Annotated in this window: 17 protein-coding genes; 10 read left to right on the top strand and 7 right to left on the bottom strand. The window is 53.1% G+C overall.

Annotated features, from left to right (window positions below; translation table 11 throughout):
- Together BOW52_RS11655 and BOW52_RS11650 are read right to left on the bottom strand one after the other, a co-directional pair.
- Nucleotides 1-1,364 (bottom strand): Na/Pi cotransporter family protein (locus BOW52_RS11655; RefSeq protein ID WP_078484250.1); only part of this gene is annotated, 1,364 nt, incomplete at its 3' end.
- A 637-nt stretch (nucleotides 1,365-2,001) separates the two neighbouring features.
- A complete protein-coding gene (locus tag BOW52_RS11650; RefSeq protein WP_078484249.1) occupies nucleotides 2,002-2,667 on the bottom strand; it encodes a glutathione S-transferase family protein in 666 nt (221 codons plus the stop codon).
- Nucleotides 2,668-2,815: 148 nt separating this feature from the next.
- On the opposite strand from BOW52_RS11650, the gene BOW52_RS11645 reads away from it, so the two are divergent.
- Both BOW52_RS11645 and BOW52_RS17080 read left to right on the top strand, forming a co-directional pair.
- Nucleotides 2,816-3,052 carry a YdcH family protein gene (locus BOW52_RS11645; RefSeq protein ID WP_078484251.1) on the top strand — a complete coding sequence of 79 codons (237 nt, stop codon included), beginning with the start codon at nucleotides 2,816-2,818 and terminating at the stop codon, nucleotides 3,050-3,052.
- 63 nt (nucleotides 3,053-3,115) lie between these two features.
- Complete coding sequence (locus BOW52_RS17080; protein ID WP_172840322.1) at nucleotides 3,116-3,256, top strand: hypothetical protein; 141 nt, start codon at nucleotides 3,116-3,118, stop codon at nucleotides 3,254-3,256.
- A gap of 52 nt (nucleotides 3,257-3,308) precedes the next feature.
- Here BOW52_RS17080 and BOW52_RS11640 read toward each other — a convergent pair whose 3' ends face one another.
- Together BOW52_RS11640 and BOW52_RS11635 are read right to left on the bottom strand one after the other, a co-directional pair.
- Nucleotides 3,309-3,632, bottom strand: coding sequence for a DUF3301 domain-containing protein (locus tag BOW52_RS11640; RefSeq protein WP_078484248.1), 324 nt, complete (start codon nucleotides 3,630-3,632; stop codon nucleotides 3,309-3,311).
- A 4-nt stretch (nucleotides 3,633-3,636) separates the two neighbouring features.
- Nucleotides 3,637-4,299 carry a HEAT repeat domain-containing protein gene (locus BOW52_RS11635; RefSeq protein ID WP_078484247.1) on the bottom strand — a complete coding sequence of 221 codons (663 nt, stop codon included), beginning with the start codon at nucleotides 4,297-4,299 and terminating at the stop codon, nucleotides 3,637-3,639.
- 146 nt (nucleotides 4,300-4,445) lie between these two features.
- Here BOW52_RS11635 and uup point away from each other — a divergent pair, with 146 nt between their 5' ends.
- From uup to BOW52_RS11600, 7 genes are all read left to right on the top strand, one after another.
- Nucleotides 4,446-6,347: an ATP-binding cassette ATPase Uup gene (gene uup, locus BOW52_RS11630; protein ID WP_078484246.1), complete on the top strand. Its 1,902-nt coding sequence runs from the start codon at nucleotides 4,446-4,448 to the stop codon at nucleotides 6,345-6,347.
- Nucleotides 6,348-6,473: 126 nt separating this feature from the next.
- A complete protein-coding gene (locus BOW52_RS11625; protein ID WP_078484245.1) occupies nucleotides 6,474-7,436 on the top strand; it encodes an ABC transporter substrate-binding protein in 963 nt (320 codons plus the stop codon).
- Between the two features lie 28 nt (nucleotides 7,437-7,464).
- Nucleotides 7,465-10,059: a PAS domain S-box protein gene (locus BOW52_RS11620; protein WP_078484244.1), complete on the top strand. Its 2,595-nt coding sequence runs from the start codon at nucleotides 7,465-7,467 to the stop codon at nucleotides 10,057-10,059.
- A gap of 33 nt (nucleotides 10,060-10,092) precedes the next feature.
- Nucleotides 10,093-10,482: a response regulator gene (locus BOW52_RS11615; protein WP_078484243.1), complete on the top strand. Its 390-nt coding sequence runs from the start codon at nucleotides 10,093-10,095 to the stop codon at nucleotides 10,480-10,482.
- Nucleotides 10,483-10,547: 65 nt separating this feature from the next.
- Nucleotides 10,548-11,627, top strand: coding sequence for an HD domain-containing phosphohydrolase (locus tag BOW52_RS11610; protein WP_078484242.1), 1,080 nt, complete (start codon nucleotides 10,548-10,550; stop codon nucleotides 11,625-11,627).
- Nucleotides 11,628-11,638: 11 nt separating this feature from the next.
- Nucleotides 11,639-13,321, top strand: coding sequence for a GGDEF domain-containing response regulator (locus BOW52_RS11605; RefSeq protein ID WP_078484241.1), 1,683 nt, complete (start codon nucleotides 11,639-11,641; stop codon nucleotides 13,319-13,321).
- A 10-nt stretch (nucleotides 13,322-13,331) separates the two neighbouring features.
- A complete protein-coding gene (locus BOW52_RS11600) occupies nucleotides 13,332-13,937 on the top strand; it encodes an NUDIX domain-containing protein (protein WP_078484240.1) in 606 nt (201 codons plus the stop codon).
- A 59-nt stretch (nucleotides 13,938-13,996) separates the two neighbouring features.
- On the opposite strand, the gene BOW52_RS11595 is transcribed toward BOW52_RS11600, so the two are convergent.
- From BOW52_RS11595 to purB, 3 genes are all read right to left on the bottom strand, one after another.
- Nucleotides 13,997-14,791 carry a secretin N-terminal domain-containing protein gene (locus BOW52_RS11595; protein WP_078484239.1) on the bottom strand — a complete coding sequence of 265 codons (795 nt, stop codon included), beginning with the start codon at nucleotides 14,789-14,791 and terminating at the stop codon, nucleotides 13,997-13,999.
- A complete protein-coding gene (locus tag BOW52_RS11590) occupies nucleotides 14,788-15,306 on the bottom strand; it encodes a DUF7931 domain-containing protein (protein WP_078484238.1) in 519 nt (172 codons plus the stop codon). The genes BOW52_RS11595 and BOW52_RS11590 overlap by 4 nt, the downstream gene beginning before the upstream one ends.
- A 64-nt stretch (nucleotides 15,307-15,370) precedes the next feature.
- Nucleotides 15,371-16,738: an adenylosuccinate lyase gene (gene purB / locus BOW52_RS11585; protein ID WP_078484237.1), complete on the bottom strand. Its 1,368-nt coding sequence runs from the start codon at nucleotides 16,736-16,738 to the stop codon at nucleotides 15,371-15,373.
- 194 nt (nucleotides 16,739-16,932) lie between these two features.
- Here purB and BOW52_RS11580 point away from each other — a divergent pair, with 194 nt between their 5' ends.
- Nucleotides 16,933-17,919, top strand: coding sequence for a GGDEF domain-containing response regulator (locus BOW52_RS11580; RefSeq protein WP_078484236.1), 987 nt, complete (start codon nucleotides 16,933-16,935; stop codon nucleotides 17,917-17,919).
- Nucleotides 17,920-17,926 lie beyond the last annotated feature (7 nt).

Below are 17,926 nucleotides of genomic sequence, written 5' to 3'. Positions count from 1 at the left end.
CGGGGCGCCGTAGGCATAAACGGTCGCGTTAAGTATTTGCCGCTTGCTTGGGCTTGGATGCCCAAAACAAGCTTCCGCAAAAATAGCGACTCCCCGATTGAGTAGAACTGGTCGATGTCGATCTCTATGGTATCGATCTGCTCAAGAATCTCCTTCAGATGACGTTCAGACTCCAGGTCTTTTCGGTGCACTCGAAGCCCATGTGAGAGCACCTTGTAGGCGGCATTCTCCAATAATCTTACCGATTCATCACTGAGTGCCTTGATGGCTGTTTGTGAATATTTCATCGATGCCTTATCCAGAAACCTGGGTTCCTCAAGCAGGTGCTCTGGTTCGACGACCTCAGGTACTAGCCATTCGACAATACGGACAATCAGCGGCAGGAAGCCAATCAGGAACAGGGCGTTGAGGATGTTAAAGCTGGTGTGGAACAGCGACAGTGCAATCGGGATAGCAGCAGCCTTGATGAACGGGGAGTCCCCCTCCAGCTGTTCGATCACAACGGCCACCCCTTCGATAAAGGGGTAGAAGAGCAACATTACCCAGGTCACCCCGAGCAGGTTGAAGATTAGATGGGCGCGCGCTGCGCGCTTCGCCTGATAGTTGGCAACGAAGGCGGCAATGTTGGCGGTGATGGTGGTGCCGATGTTCTCACCCAGTACCATTGCGGCGGCCATATCGAAAGGAATCCACCCCTCAAAGGTCATCAGCAGGGTAAGGGCCATGGTGGCACTTGAGGATTGGATGACCAGCGTTAGCAGTGTGCCGATGCCGAGAAAGAGTAGTAGCGAGAGGTAGCCCTTGCTGGTGTACTCAGCGAGAAAGGCGAGTGCATCTGGATTGCTACCGATATCGGGTACCGAATCCTTGAGAAACTGCAGACCGATAAAGAGCACAGCAAAGCCGATGGTAAACAGACCCCACTGCTTGATCTGTGCACGTTTCGACATACTGAGCAGAAAGCCGGCACCCACCAGAGGTAGTGCGATGGCGCTCATCTTTACCTTGAAACCGAGAATCGAGATTAACCAGGCCGTTACGGTGGTGCCGATGTTGGCCCCCATAACCACTCCCACCGCCTCGGTCAGCGTCAGCAGGTTGGCATTGACGAAGCTCACCACCATCAGTGTGGTTGCTGAAGAGGATTGAATGGCGGTGGTAATCAGAAAACCGGTAGTCAGGGCGAAGAAACGGTTGGAGGTGGTGGTAGCCAAAAAGGCGCGCATACGAGTACCGCTGAGCTTCATCAGCGCCTCACTCATCACCTTCATACCGAATAGGAACAGCCCCAACGAGCCGAGCAGGGTCAGTATGTCACCCGCTGACCGCCATGGATAGCGAAGCGAAGGGGGCGCCGCAGGCATAAACGGTCGCGTGAAGTTTTTGCTGTTTGCTTGGGCTTGGATGCCCAAAACAAACTTTCGCAAAAATAGCGACTCCCCGGGATTCCATAGTTCATTAAGGCAGATTCTAACAGTGATTGAGAGGTTGTCGCGCTCTTTGGAGTAGGGCTGAGAGTGACTATTTAGGAAATCACTCAACACCGTGCAAAGGTGTTGAGTGTGGTTCAAATGCTGCTGAGAATGGCGATAGGGAGGGGTGATCACACGGTTATGCAGGCGCAGCGACTAAATGCTTAATCACTGCAACGGGCAGAGAACGGCTCTGTTTTACCATTGACCTGAAATCTTGGTCGGATCGAGAGCAGTTAGTGTTAGAGGCTCACCTCACTCCGATCTGTTATCACTATTGTTTATCGAGCTGAGAGCGAGTTATCGTATCTCCTCAAGCACGATGACCAAAGATGTGGTGAAGATAACGGATACAAAGGACAGCATCCATTTTGCCCAATCCCAGATATTTTTTTTCATAATGACTACCTCCTGATTACGCGGCAACGATAAAAGTTAGCATGACCGTAGCTACAGCATCGTAAGACCAAGGGAAATAGTCAAGTATAAAGGGGCTCAATTATCAAGCTAATTGCTCATATGCCCCAATTTAGAGCGAAAAGGCCTTGAAAGCGTAGGGAGATTTCTTCTCAATGTAGGTGCTCAGTACTTCTGGAAAGTCGGTAACGGTCGAGTAGCGGACCGCATCAAGTTGCAGTAGTGATTCGGCCCAGTCATCCACCTTCGGACAATCTTCCGCCATCGCAAGCGGACCAGAGAGACCGAGTAGATCGATACGGTTGAAGAGCGGTGCGATGGAGAAGTCGAGTAGTGAGACCTGCTCACCGTTGAAATAGGGCCCTTCACTATCAAACGCCTCCTCCAGTGTGTTCAGCTTTCCTTTCAGCCGCTGCTGACCACCGTTAAAGGCATCGGCATCGGGTGCATGGATCATGGCCGAAAGATCCATGATCGCGGCAGAGGCAAATTCGGCCCAGGCACGATTTTGTGCACGACGCAGTGGGTCGTTGGGTTGCAGCGAACCGGGGGTTACCTCGTCGAGATACTCGCAGATAATAGCTGACTCAAACAGCACTTCATTATCATCAATACGCAGCACTGGTACCTTGCCTAGTGGTGATATTTCACCGAACCAAGAGGGTGGATTGGAGAGATCGATGTAGGTGGTCTCGAAAGGGACCTCTTTGTAATTAAGAGTAATCACCGAGCGCTGTACGAATGGACAGATTTTGAAGCTAATAAGCTCGAGTTTCATGCAGGGATCCCTTTATTTGTTTTTTTAGAGTTTCAGAATCTTAACGATGCCAGATCGATGCTGCAACGTTGCGGGCGGTAGTAGTTTTAAAAATAAAAGAGGATCATAATATACCTTCGATGTAGGGGATATTTTGGAGATTGGGTTTATGCCGGTGGAGCATCACGATCTGGTTCGCGAATTGCCGGAGTACAGAGACAAGATTCACGAGATGAAGATGGGGAATAGCCACTTTTCTCGGCTCTTTGATGAGTACCACGATGTAGATCGTGAGGTACGTCGCATCGAGCAGGAGATTGAGACCCCATCAGATGAGTACACTGAAGAGCTGAAGAAAAAGCGGCTCTTCATTAAAGATCAGCTCTTTTCGATGTTGCAGGCCTGATCGGACGAGCTATTGTAAGTCACAGAATAATAATTAGAATTGCGTGGATAGGAGGAGAGTTTTATGCCATTTGTTGAGAAGACAGTCGAGAAGACCAAAGAGTGTGCCGGTACGTTTCTCTGTCGCTATAAGGTGATTTTACTGCTGTTTATTTTACTAATAGCAGGTTCGATCTTCGGTGTTGTCTACTTCACCAATAAATAGCACATCTCGCTGCGGCTGCAGTTAGCTGCGCCAGGGTGGGTGTTGCTCATCTTTATACTGCACTCGCTTCAGGGGCGAGCCCAATGCTCTCCACCTGCTGCCCAGAGACAATAATAAATCCCTGTTGTCTCTCCACACCATCTGCACTGTACTCAAACCGGTAGTTACGCTGCAGCGTTACCCGACCGCTTGTCGAGCGGGCGAGGCGAATGCTCTGCAGCGAAACCGTACTATCGAGTAGCTGTACTCCCTGACTTTTACAGGTCGCCTGCGCAGCACTCTTGGCACGCTCCAGCGCCCGTAAGGCGCTCTTCCAGAATAGTAACGCCAGCATCAGTGCGATGATCAACAGTGGTGTTGAGAAGGTCGATAGCATGGTGTTATCTCACCTCGGCCGCGTTGTTGATCATCAGCAGTGACTCAGCTGCGATCTCCCTGACCTCACTACTTTCATCGTTGAGACGCTGTTCGAGGTGGGGACGGGCCTCTGGATTAAGGCTCAGGCCGAGGTAGTGACAGACATCGGCGCGAATATTGGCATCTTCACTACCCGAGAGGCGTGCCAGTTCAGCGAGCAGGGGAGTGAGAGCCGGTTCGCCCTCGACGCCTTCCAGTAGCGCACCGACGCCGATACGGACTGTCATCTCAGTATCGGTCTCCTCAATCAGCGGGATCAGCGCCTGAAGCTGTTTGGGACTCTGCTGGATTAGCTGTTCGGCCTTCGCCAACTGTCCCTCTTTGAGCAACATGGTGAGATAGCGACTCATACCCGTCACGGTTCCATAGTCCACCACCCAGCCCTCCAGTTCAGCAGGCGTTATTGCCCCCTGAAACTCATAGAGCCCAATACGCGCCCATGGTACCGAACGGGTACCGACTTCAGCGGCCTGTTCGGGGTGGTGTTCTATGTTAACCGCTTCAAGTCTACCGATGGCTCCTTGCTTGAGTAGCTCACTGAGTGTTTTGAGCATCACCGGGCAGTGGGGGCAGCCGGTTGAGAGCAGCAGTAGCGCATCGGGTGTAGAGGGGGTATCGGTAGACATGGATTCTATTCCAGGGAGCTGGGTGAAGAGATGATAGCGGTAACCGCAATGCGGTAACAGGTATCCGATAGGAGGCGTGTATAATTGGCGCTCTTTTCAAGTACTCCAGACTTTTAACCGCATAACTGCACCGCTTTAGGTTTCCCATGCCCCTGCTCACGCTAGATAACATCACGCTCCATTTCGGCCCACAACCTCTGCTCGACGGGGTGGCGCTGCAGATCGACCCTGGTGAACGGCTCTGTCTGGTAGGACGCAATGGTGCCGGTAAATCAACCCTGTTGAAGATGATTGCCGGTGAGGTGATTGCAGAGGATGGCACCATCTGGCGAGACAAGGGCGTGAAGATAGCCTATCTCGCTCAGGATGTGCCGGTTGAGGAGCAGCGTCCTGTGTTTGAGGTGGTTGCCGATGGACTGGGTGATCTGAGTGGTCTGATTGCCGACTATCACCAGGCGACTGTGGCTCTGGCCGAGGGGGGCGATGAGCGTGACGTAGAACGACTGGCCAACCTGCAGCACCAGCTTGAGGCGGCCGATGGGTGGTTGCTTGAGCAGAGGGTTGAGCGGGTGATCTCGCGCCTCGAACTCCCTGCAGATGCCTCAATGGCGGCACTCTCAGGCGGTATGAAACGACGCGTGCTATTGGCGCGTGCACTGGTGACGGAACCCGACCTGCTGTTGCTCGATGAACCGACTAATCATCTCGATATCGAATCGATCATCTGGCTTGAGGAGTTCCTGCTCAATTACAACGGTGCGCTGCTCTTTATTACCCATGACCGCGATTTTGTGCGGCGACTCGCCACACGTATTGTCGAGATTGATCGTGGTCAGCTCACCTCCTGGCCCGGTAACTACGATCGCTATCTGGAGAAGCGTGAAGAGCGGCTCTCGGTTGAGCTGGCACATAACGCCCAGTTCGATAAGGAGTTGGCGCAGGAGGAGGTGTGGATACGCCAGGGGATCAAGGCACGACGCACACGCAACGAAGGGCGTGTTCGGGCGCTCAAGGCACTCCGAAATGAGCGCTCACAGCGACGTGAGCAGACCGGTAAGGCGAGCTTCTCGCTCGAACGTGGCGAACGCTCGGGCAAGTTGGTGGTTGAGGTGGAAGGGAGTAGCGTCAGTTTTCCCGAGCGAGAGGTGATTCGTGACTTCTCCGTGCGCATTCTGCGTGGTGACCGTGTGGGAATTATCGGTCCCAATGGGGCCGGCAAGACGACCCTGATCAAGCTGTTACTGGGTCAGCTTCAGCCCGATGCGGGACGTGTTGAGTTGGGCACCAAGCTTGAGGTGGCCTACTTCGACCAGCAGCGAGAGCAGCTTGAGCCGCAGAAGACGGTGATTGAGAACCTCAATCAGGGCAAGGATACGGTCTCGATCGGTGGTCGTGATCGCCACGTCATTAGTTACCTGAAGGATTTCCTCTTCACCCCCGATCGCGTCCATGCCAAGGTGCATACCCTCTCTGGTGGTGAGCGTAACCGCTTGCTACTGGCACGCCTCTTTACCCGTCCCGCTAACCTGTTGGTGATGGATGAGCCGACCAACGATCTAGATGTCGAGACGCTGGAGCTGCTCGAGGAGCTGCTATCGGAGTATGACGGCACCCTGTTATTAGTCAGTCACGACCGAGCCTTTCTCGATAATGTTGTTACCAGCACCCTGGTCTTTGAGGGGAACGGCCACGTGGCTGAGTATGTTGGTGGTTATCAGGAGTGGTTGAGGCAGCGATCTGCTATGCAACAGCCGTCAGCACAAAAGCCGGTTGCCAAGGTCTCGCAAAGCAAACGTAGCGAGGTGGCTGCACAGCCAGTCAAAAAGAAGAAACTTAGCTACAAGATTCAGCGCGAGCTTGATGCGCTACCCGCACTGATTGAAGCACTGGAAACCGAGCAGGTAGAGCTGGAGGCAACCATCGGTGAGGCAAGTTTCTATCAGCAGGCGCATGAGGTTGTGACGCCCGTTCTGGAGCGACTCGAGGCGGTAGGTAGTGAGCTTGAACAGGCCTATACCCGCTGGGGAGAGCTGGAAGAGGAGTCGTAGCGTTTAACTCGGCAAGGAGGTCGACAATATCGCACACACAGTGTGGTTTGTGTGATGCCAATCTGTAGTAGCATTCCATCCAATAATAACAATGCATCGATATGGATAATTACGGAGTGATATGGAATGGCGACTCAGATTCGTAGCGCAGCGGCGCTGATACCTCTCCTTCTGATTCTACTGCTGACCGCCTGCTCTGAACGTCATTCGGAACAGGTATTGATGCGCGTCGGTACCAACCTCTGGCCTGGCTATGAACCTCTCTATCTGGCCCGTGATCTGGGCTATCTCAACGCCAGTCAAACACGCCTGGTCGAGTATCCTTCGGCGAGTGAAGTGATTACCGCTTATCGAAACGGTGCGATTGAGATAGCGGCATTGACGCTCGATGAGGTGCTTCTGCTCGCGCAGCACGGACTCGATCCTCACATAGTGCTGGTAATGGATATCTCGAACGGGGGAGATGTCATTATCGGACGAGAGGGGATGTCGGATGTGACGAGCCTGAAGGGTAAACGGGTGGCGGTGGAGAGTACCGCGCTGGGTGCCTTTGTCCTGAGTCGTGCGCTCTCAATTAACGGTATGGAGAAGGACGATATAGAGATCGTTCACACTGAACTACTCGATCATGAGCGTGTTTTTGTTGAGGGGGAGGTCGATGCCGTGGTGAGCTTCGATCCGGTACGTACCCGTCTGCTTAATAGTGGCGGTAAGGAGCTCTTCAGCAGCCGTGAGTTACCCAATGAGATTGTCGATGTGCTGGTCGTCCGAGGTGAGTTTATGGCTCAGCATAGTGACCAGGTGGGGGAGCTGCTGAATCAGTGGTTCAAGGCCAACGAGTATATGAACGGCAATCCGCAGGATGCGGCTCTACGTATCTCAAAACGGCTCGGTATCAGCCCAGAAGAGTTTATTGAGTCGCTCAACGGACTCGAGATTCCTGATCGAGAGACCAATCTGCGTATGCTCGCTGGAGAGCGGCCTGAACTGATTGCCTCCGGAAATAAATTGAAACTGGTCATGCTCTCGAGCGATCTGCTGCTAAATGATATCGACATCGAGACCATCATTGATGGTCGTGGGCTGTGATGCATCACCTTTATAGAAGGGTGCATCATTGATCTTTCCACTACGCATTGTTGTTCCGCTATTGCTGCTGCTCTTTGCAGTGCTTATCAGCGCCTATTCTCTCTGGTACAACATCCCGATTGCGTTGAATGAGGTTGAGCGCAATTCACGCAACGACCTGGTGCAGCTGATGACGCGTACTCAGGGTACGCTGACCAACAGTTTTCGTGATGGCAATCTGCTCTCCGCCCGTGAGGAGATCTCACGACTCGGGGCGATCCCCGAAGTGCAAATGGTGGTGCTGGTCGATGATGTCGACACTGTGATTGTCTCGTCTCGCTATGAGATGGTTGGTCGCGGTATCGAGGAGGTCGAGTTTGGAGTCAGTGATCAACTGCTCCAGCGTGCGCGCGCCAATCTGGCCGGTTTTGATCTCTGGCTCGATGATAAGCAACGAATGCGTGCCTACTACCCAGTTTTTCTCGCCACGGTTGGAAATCGTCTTCGACCAGACCGGGTCGGCGTGCTCTATGTCGAGTATGACATTTCAACTAAAAAGGCGAGGGCAGAGAGTAGCGTTATCCGTCAGGTAGAGCAGTTCTCTCTTTTTAGTGTGGGGCTGGCGATCTTACTAGCGATGCTGTTCCATTTTGGAATGACACGTCGCGTCAGTCGGCTGGTCAAACAGGTGGATCGATTCCGTGCCGGTGAGATGGATGCGCGGGTGCACCTGAGCGGTCGTGATGAGCTGGCGAGAATCGGAGCCGCCTTTGATGCGATGGCCGCAAAGACCTCTGATGACAAGACACGACTCGAAGAACGTGAAGGGCGTCTCCAGGCAATTCTTGATAACGCCGGTGATGCGATTATCACCATCGATAGCGAAGGTTTTATCCAGACCTTTAATCCGGCTGCCGAGCAGATTTTTGGTTATACATCGATCGAGATTCTGGGAGTGAATGTCGATCGCCTGATGCCGGAGCCCTACCACAGCGCTCATCATGGCTACCTCAGTAACTACCTACGTAGTGGCAAGCGGAAAATTATTGGAATCGGTCGAGAGGTCGAGGCACTTCGTAAAAACGGTGAGGTCTTTCCAATTGATTTGCAGGTGACTGAAATTATGCTTGCCGAAGAGCGTTTTTTCGTCGGTATTATTCGCGATATCACCGAGCGTAAAAAAATAGAGCGCATGAAGAGTGAGTTCATCTCAACCGTCAGCCATGAGTTACGTACTCCGCTTACCTCCATTCAGGGATCGCTGGGGCTGATCACTGGAGGTGTGGCTGGTGAGCTTCCACCACAGGTGCAGAGCATGCTCGGTATTGCACAGAAAAATAGCGAGCGACTGATTCGGTTGATTAACGATATTCTCGATATCGAGAAAATCGAGTCGGGCAAAATGCTGTTTAAATTCGAACCGCTGGATGTAGTGAAGCTGCTTGAAGTCTCGATTGAATCGAATCACGGCTATGCAGAGAAACATGGTGTGGAACTGCAACTGGAGCACTCTCTGGATTCGTTGCAGATCAATGTCGACAGTGACCGTTTTAATCAGGTGATGGCCAATTTGATCTCCAATGCCGTTAAGTATTCACCTGAACGGGGTGTGGTGCGAATCTGTGCCGAACGAAATCATAATGATGTGTTGATCAGTGTGATCGATCAGGGTAGTGGTATCCCTGCTGAGTTTCATGACAAGATATTTATGAAGTTCTCTCAAGCCGATGCCTCGGATACGCGTGAAAAGGGTGGCACTGGTTTGGGATTGAGTATCGCCAAGGCGATCGTTGAGAAACATGGCGGTGAGATTAGCTTTCGTAGTGAGTCTGGGCAGGGCGCGGTCTTCTACTTCCGCTTACCACTCTTCGAGAAAGGGGAGCGCCAGCAAACCGCTGTCGAACCTGTCTGCCTCCGTCAGATACTGTTGTTTGGTTCTGAGCAGAGCTGCTCCGCTGAGTTTCGCAGGCTGATGGCAGAAGCAAATCTGGAGTGTGAGCTGGAGTCTGAGCTCGACCAGCTATTGAGCAGACTTTCCAGTGGGCGCTATCTGATGTTGCTGATCGATCTCGGTTACGCGGGTGGCGATCTGGCTGAGGTGGTGAAGCTTATACGGCGTGATCAACAGCTCGTTCATCTGCCGGTGGTTGCCGTCTCTTCTGATACTGAAAAGGGCACTGAGTCACGAGGACTTCCGCTCGATCTGGTCGACTGGATGGAGCGTTCCGTTGAGCCGCAACGTCTGGTCGACTCCATTCGTTCGAGAATTAATGAATCACAGCACGGCAAGTTTAGAATTCTCCATATTGAGGATGATGTCGATGTGACGGCAGTGGTCTCAGCCGTGCTGCAACCAGAGATGAGCTACCGTGTGGCGGCCAATGTTGCTGAGGCGCGTAGTGTGTTTTCACAGGAATCGTTCGATCTGGTGATTCTCGATATCGGTCTGCCCGATGGGAGTGGTGTTGATCTGCTGCCAGAGCTGGTAAATGGTGATGGTCAGCCCATTCCGGTGGTGATCTTTTCGGCCTATGATGCCGATCCGGCGGTGATCAGGCGTGTGGATGCCAGTCTGGTTAAGTCACGCACAACAAACTCGGAATTGTTGAGTATGATTAGGACTATACTTGGCACCTCAAGATGAAGAATATAATAACGGCTTAGAAAGGACGGAGTGATGTCTGAGAGCTTGCTAGAGAAAATTATGTTGGTTGAAGATGAACCCGATATCCAGGCCGTTGCGCAGTTGGCACTGGAAGCGGTGGGTGGCTTTACCGTCGAGGTGTGTAACTCGGGTGGAGAAGCGCTTGATCGGGTGGCTGAGGAGATACCCGATCTGATTCTCTGTGATGTGATGATGCCGGGTATGGATGGCCCTGAGATGCTATCCAATCTGCGTAGCAATCCAGACTACTCAACCATCCCATTTATCTTTATGACCGCCAAGGTCCAGCCTCACGAGGTGGCGCAGTACAAAGAGATGGGCGCGATCGATGTGATCGCCAAGCCATTTGATCCGATGACGCTGGCTGAACATGTCCGCGAGATCTGGAGCCGTGACCACTGAGGTGGTTGAACTCATCTATACTGATTTGCGACTGATGATCGCAGTAAATAGGGAAAGGAAAGGGCATGATTGATGAGACGTTGAAGAGTGCGCGCATTCTTATCGTCGATGACGAGCCAGTTAACGTGAAGTTGCTGGAGAAGATTCTCGCCTCTGCGGGCTATACCTGCGTGATGAGTACCAACGACCCGCGTGAGGTCGAACAGCTCTATACCGATACATCCCCCGATCTGATTCTGCTCGACATCAATATGCCGTATATGGATGGCTTTGATGTAATGACGCGTCTCAATGAGATCGAGGTGGATAGTTATCTGCCAATTCTTGTTCTGACCGCGCAGACCGATCAGAAAACCCGAATCAGGGCGTTGGAGTCGGGTGCCAAAGATTTTGCCACCAAGCCGTTTGATCGTGCTGAAATACTCAACCGTATTCGCAATATGCTTGAGGTGCGTACTCTGCATAATCAGGTGCGTAACCAGAATCGTATTCTGGAGCAGAAAGTCACAGATCGTACCCGCGAATTGTTCGAGACGAGAATGGAGATTATTCGTCGACTCGGTCGTGCTGCGGAGTATCGAGATAACGAGACCGGTCTGCACATCATCCGCATGAGTAAATACTCGCAACAGCTGGCACTCGCCTACGGGATGGATGACAAGGCTGCGGAGATGGTGCTCAATGCCAGCCCAATGCACGATGTTGGGAAAATCGGAATTCCCGATCGCATTCTCCTCAAGCCCGGAAAGCTTGATGCCGATGAGTGGCACACCATGCAGAGCCACGCTGCAATCGGTGCCGAACTGCTTGCTGGGCACGATTCAGAATTGATGCATATGGCCTCAATGATTGCCGAAACTCACCATGAGAAATTTGATGGTAGCGGTTATCCCAAGGGGCTCGCGGGGGAGGAGATCCCGCTGGTTGGAAGAATCGTTGTGGTATGCGATGTATTCGATGCACTCACCTCCGCGCGTCCTTATAAAAAGGCGTGGAGTGTTCAGGAGGCGTTTGATGAGATTGAGCGTACCAAGGGTAAACACTTTGACCCACAGCTGGTTGATCTCTTCTTCTCAATTCAGGATGTCATTCTTGAAATTAAGGAGCTTTATGCTGAACCAGAACTGGAGCAGGCGGTCTCCTGAAGTGAGCAGTGATGGGTAGCGCATCCGAATCGATAGAAGAGCGCCTTAAGGCACTACATATCAACTATCTGCAGGGGCTACCTGCAAAGTTCGCTGTGATCGACGATCAGTGGCGTAAATTATGTGAGTCGCCCAAGAGTCACGAACGCTTAACTGAACTACACCGTTCAACCCACACCATGGCTGGCTCGGGTGCCACATTTGGCTGCCCGGAGGTTGGTAGCGCGGCGCGTAACATCGAATCCAATATCCGTCTCTTGATCGAGAGTGATCAGCCGCTTGACGAGCAGAAGGTCAATGAGATTGAAACCCTGATAGATCGTCTCAAGGAGGAGATTGATGCTGTTACTTCACGTGGTTGGCAAGAGGGTGAAAGTATCGAAACGCTGGTGGCCGAGGTGCCATCCGAGAGTGAGCATGACGAGCAGGGTGACGATGAGGGTAGTCGAGGGCTGATCTATCTGCTTGAACAGGATGAGCCACTGAGCAAAGAGATCGCGCTGCAGATCGTGCAGTTTGGTCACCAGATTCGCTGCTTCAAACATCCGGATGCACTGCGGAGTGCGGTCCTTGAGCAGGTTCCGCAGATCGTTATCGCGGACCTATCCTCATTTGGCTCTGAGCAGTCTGGCGTCGATGCAATCCATCAGATGCAGGAACACCTCTCCGAGCCGGTCCCGGTTATCTTTGTCTCGGAGAAGAGCGAGATGCATGCACGGCTTGAGTCGGTCAGGGCTGGTGGGGCAGCCTTCTTTACTAAACCTCTCGATATCGCGATTCTGATTGATCGTTTGGATCAGATTGGTCGTGAAGGTGGGGAAGAACCATTCCGTATATTGATTGTGGATGACTCCGTATCACAATCGAAATACTACGCCATGATTCTTCAACAGCATGGCATGATTACCAAGGTGGTAAACAACCCTATCGAGGTGCTTGAGCCTATTCAAGAGCTCAATCCCGATCTGATTCTGATCGATATGTATATGCCCGAATGCAATGGCCTGGAGCTGGCTAAGGTGATCCGGCAACTCAATGAGTGTGTCAGCCTGCCAATTGTATTTCTCTCCTCGGAAACGAGTGTCGACAAACAGCTGGTGGCTATGAGTCAGGGTGGTGATGACTTTCTCACCAAACCGATCAAGCCGAACCATCTGATCTCTGCTGTGACCAGCCGAGTGCAGCGCTACCGAACCATCCGCTCAATGATGCTGCGCGATAGCCTGACGGGACTTTACAACCATACGACCATAAAAGAGCAGTTGAAGAATGCGTTGCACCGCGCAGAACGCCATGATGGCGTCGTCAGTTTCGCAATGATCGATATCGATAACTTTAAGTCGGTAAATGATACCTACGGACATCCTGTGGGAGATCGAGTGATCAAGAGCCTGTCGCGCCTGTTGCAACAGCGCATGCGTCGCTCCGATCTGGTGGGGCGTTATGGTGGTGAAGAGTTTGCCGTCATCTTGCCTAACACTGACAAACAGACGGCGGTACGGGTACTCGATTCAGTACGTGAGGTATTTGCCAAGATTCAGCACTCTTCCGAACAAGGCGAGTTTAATGTCACCTTCAGTGCCGGCATAGCCAGCTACCCCGATTTCGATAACTCAACGCTGCTTAGTGAAGCGGCAGACCGCGCCCTTTACGAGGCTAAGCATGCCGGTCGTAACCAAATTGTGAAGGGGTAAGCAGTCGTCGATGAAGAAGGAGTTTGAAGTCGTTGAAAAGCGTGTGCTCTATGATGGTTTTTTCAAACTCGAGGGGTATCGACTTAAACACACCCTGTTTGAAGGGGGCTGGAGCCGCGAACTCTATCGTGAACTACTCGAACGCGGTCATGCCGCTGCCGTCCTGCTCTACGATCCAAAGCTCGACAGTGTGGTGTTGATCGAACAGTTTCGTATCGGTGCACTCAATGCTCCCAACGGTCCCTGGTTGATGGAGGTTGTGGCTGGCATGGTAGAGCCGGGTGAGCCGGTGGAGGAACTGGTCAAACGCGAGGCGGAGGAGGAGGCCGGCTGCAAGGTCGAGGAACTCGAAACCATCTGCGACTATTTTGTCAGTCCCGGCGGAGCCTCAGAGATTATCTCGCTCTTCTGTGGGCGAGTTGATGCCAGTGGAGCTGGTGGAGTTTATGGTTTGGAGCACGAAGGGGAGGATATTTGTGCGCTGGTCGTTGACTTCGATGAGGCGATGGAGTGGTTGAAACAGGGCAAGATCGATTCGGCCAGCCCTATCATCGCGATGCAGTGGCTGGCGCTAAATCGTGAAGCGCTACGGGAGCGGTGGTTGAGAGATAGGTAGTGGGTGACAGTATGTTACGTAGCCCGGATGAAACAGAGTGTAATCCGGGTGCAAGGCCTCTATCTAACCGCCTCAACGAGAATCTCGATCCGCTGCTGTGACCAGCCGCGTGCGGCGGTGCTGTAGAGGGTTCCGCCACGAGCGCGTTCGATCTCATCCAGATTGGCACCGATCTCCATCCACTCACCGAGCCGACCACTCATGTGGCTCTCCAATTCCTGTTTTCGGATCACGCCACCACTGCCCATCGACTGACGCTGAGGTGCAATGGTCAAGGTGACTCCCTCACTGCCAGAGCGGCGTGCCATTACCTCAAAGCCGGTCATCACATCCTGATAACGGATCCGTTTCTGTACCGAGGTTCCCCACGGGGTCTGATCGACGCGCTGCTCACCCACCGGGATTGATCGACCCACCAGGATATGACCCCAGTGTCCTTCAAGCAGCCGTAGCTGCTGCATCGTAGGTGTGTTGGAGCGGTTGCGGGTGTTGTAGCTGCGAATTTGAGCATTGCCGGTCACACGCCCATCACGGCTGTTGAACTGAATCGATTTTTGGTCGCCGCTATTGGCCATGCGCTGTCGGGCACCCTGGCGGACGATAATCACAAACTGCTGCGGTATCAGGTCGAGCTTTTTGATGACCTCCTTTAGTTCGTTGAGCCGTTCTGGTGTGGCACGCAGGATCAGTTGATAACCCATGCCGCTGATCTGTTCGGGTGAATCGATGAACTTCTTCAGCTGCGGTAACAGATTCTCCGCGCTCTGGTACTTGAGCGGGATCACCTCGATCTGAGTCGAAGCGGCACTGAGCATCAGTGGAAAGAGCAGCAGTAACAGCAGAAAGCGCTTCATAGGTGAAGCCTCCGTAGTTCAGGGTGGGGCTGGCTCTTCTCCCAGACCTGGGTGAAGGTATGGATCAATTCGCGGCCACGCATGGGTGCGTTGAAGTTGGCAGTACCTTCGTAGCGGCTTGCCAGCTGGCGATGGATAACCCCGCGTCCATCGACGACCAGAAATGCCTCGTTAAGGGTGTGAAAATCGGAGTGGATCTCGCGGAGTTCGATGGAACTGCTGAGGCGACGAAACAGGTCGACCAGACGGTGACCGTGTTTGATCGCATAGGTGGGATCGCGGAAGAGGATCTGAACGGTGGTGAAGCGGCTGTAGATTACCAGCTCCTTAACGGCGCTGACAAACTCGTCGTTGTCGTAGATCTGCGGTTCAATATCGTGGCTGAAGATGTGCAGAGTGCGGCGTGCCTGGCTGACCATCTGTGTGGCGGCAACTCGATTCTGTTCACTACTCTGCAGCTCAATATCCTCACCCCCTTCGCCGAGGGTGAGGCCATCAAGAAATGGTTCTGACATTCCGTGCCTCGTGATTGTTATGGGAAAACTCAAGCTCCATAACAGTCAGTCTAGCGGGTTGGTGTTAGATTTTCTGCGCCTGATCGACCGCATTACCGATGTAGTTGGATGGGGTCAGCGCCTTTAGCTCATCCTTGGCACTCTCCGGCATCTCCAGTCCATCAACAAAGGCGAGTAGTGATTCACGGTCGATACCCTGGCCACGGGTCAGCTCCTTGAGCTTCTCGTAGGGCTTCTCGATGCCGTAGCGGCGCATCACCGTCTGGATCGGCTCGGCTAGCACCTCCCAGGTGGCGTTGAGATCGTCGGCGATACGTTGCGGATTGACCTCGAGCTTATTGATGCCGCGCAGGGTCGAGCTGTAGGCGATGGTGGAGTAGGCGATACCAACCCCCATGTTGCGCAGTACCGTTGAGTCGGTCAGGTCACGCTGCCAGCGAGAGATCGGCAGTTTCATCGCCAGATGGTCGAAGATCGCATTGGCCAGCCCCAGGTTGCCCTCGGAGTTCTCAAAGTCGATCGGGTTGACCTTGTGCGGCATGGTCGAGGAGCCAACCTCACCGGCGATGGTCTTCTGTTTGAAGTAGCCGAGCGAGATGTAACTCCAGATGTCGCGATCAAAATCGATCAGAATGGTGTTGAACCGGGAGATCGCATCGAACATCTCGGCCATATAGTCGTGTGGCTCGATCTGGGTAGTATAGGGGTTCCATTCAAGACCGAGACTGGTGACAAAACCCTCGGCAATCGCCGCCCAGTCGAGTTCTGGATAGGCACTGAGATGGGCGTTGTAGTTGCCGACCGCACCGTTGATCTTGCCCAGAATCGGCACACCAATCAGCAGTTCGCGCTGACGCTTAAGACGGTAGACGACGTTGGCCATCTCCTTGCCGAGCGTGGAGGGGGAGGCGGGCTGGCCGTGGGTGCGAGAGAGCATCGGCACATCGGCGTTGTTGTGGGCCAGTGCGGTGATGGCAGAGATTAGATCATCCATCATCGGCAGTACCACCTGGGTGCGACCTTCGCGCAGCATCAGGGCGTGGGAGAGGTTGTTGATATCCTCGGAGGTGCAGGCGAAATGAATAAATTCGCTGATCGCCTCCAGCTCCGCATTGCCCTCGATCTTCTCCTTGAGAAAGTACTCAACCGCCTTTACGTCGTGGTTGGTGGTGCGCTCGATATTTTTTACCCGCTGCGCATCTTCTTCGGAGAACTTCTCAGCGATCTCATTGAGCAGATTATTGGCATGTTCGCCCAGAGGGGGTACTTCGGCAATGCCAGGATTGGAAGCGAGCATCTGCAGCCAGCGCACCTCAACGACTACGCGGTGTTTGATCAGGCCAAATTCACTGAAAATTGGGCGTAGATCGTCGGTTTTAGAACCATAACGGCCGTCGACGGGTGAAACTGCTGTTAATGATGAAAGATCCATGCCTGCTCCAGAGCTCAAAATTGAATCGGGCAATAATACACCAAGCGACCGGCTGAGGGATCAAATTGAGGCCATATCAGACTCGAGAAAACATCACTAATAGTGTTTAATATATGCCACCCTTTACAGTGACCGTCGGTAGCTCGGATAGAGCTGTAACGCAGGTCAACAATAAGAATGGATTGTGACGATAGATGACAGATTCTCAGGAGACACCCTCGGTTCTACTGGTCGATGATCAGGAGATGGTCGCGCACCTGATTCGCGACATGTTATCGAACGATCCCGAGGTCGCCTTTCACTACTGTCAGGAGGCAACCAGTGCGATTGCGATGGCGAGTGAGGTGGGTGCTACCACCATTCTGCTCGATCTGGTGATGCCCGATGTTGATGGCATGATGTTACTGAAGTATTTCCGAGCCAATCCTGCCACCCGTGATGTACCGATTATCGTGCTTTCCAGCCGTGAGCAGCCGGAAACTAAACGCAACGCCTTCCAGCTCGGTGCCACCGACTATCTGGTTAAACCGCCTGAGCAGATCGAGCTGATCGCCCGTGTGCGATCCCACTTCCGCCAGTATCTTGACCGCAAAGAGCGTGATGCGGCGCTGCAGGAGCTGCAGTCGGCTCAGCAGGAGCTGGAGCGGATGAACGAAGAGCTGAAGAAGCTCTCGCTCACCGATGCCCTGACCAGTGTTCCTAATCGTCGCTACTTCGATGAGAGCATGGAGCGCGAGTTCAGTCGTGCGCAACGCGACCAGCATGAGATCTCGGTCATCATGATCGATATCGACAACTTCAAGAAGTACAACGACAGCTACGGTCACCTCGAGGGTGACAGCTGCCTGCAGCTGGTGGCCAAGGCGATGAGTGACGCGGTTAAACGTCCCACCGATACCATCGCCCGTTACGGTGGTGAAGAGTTCTCGATTCTGCTGCCCGAGACACCCCTCGAGGGTGCCAAAGAGGTGGCTGAGGTGGTTCGAGCCGCCGTTGAGGCACTCGGCATCGAACATAAAGAGAATCCCCCCGGTGTGGTTACCGTGAGTCTCGGAGTTGCCACCGTTATTCCAGATAATGAAAATATAAATAAGCCGGTTAGTTTCGTTAATCTTGCTGATAAAGCGCTCTATAACGCCAAGGAGACGGGTCGTAACCGCTTCGTGGCAGCGGGCGATTAGTCAATAA

The sequence above is a fragment of the Solemya pervernicosa gill symbiont genome, from assembly GCF_002020875.1.
In the GTDB taxonomy this organism is placed as follows: Bacteria; Pseudomonadota; Gammaproteobacteria.
This window is presented reverse-complemented; position numbering and strand designations above follow the sequence as displayed.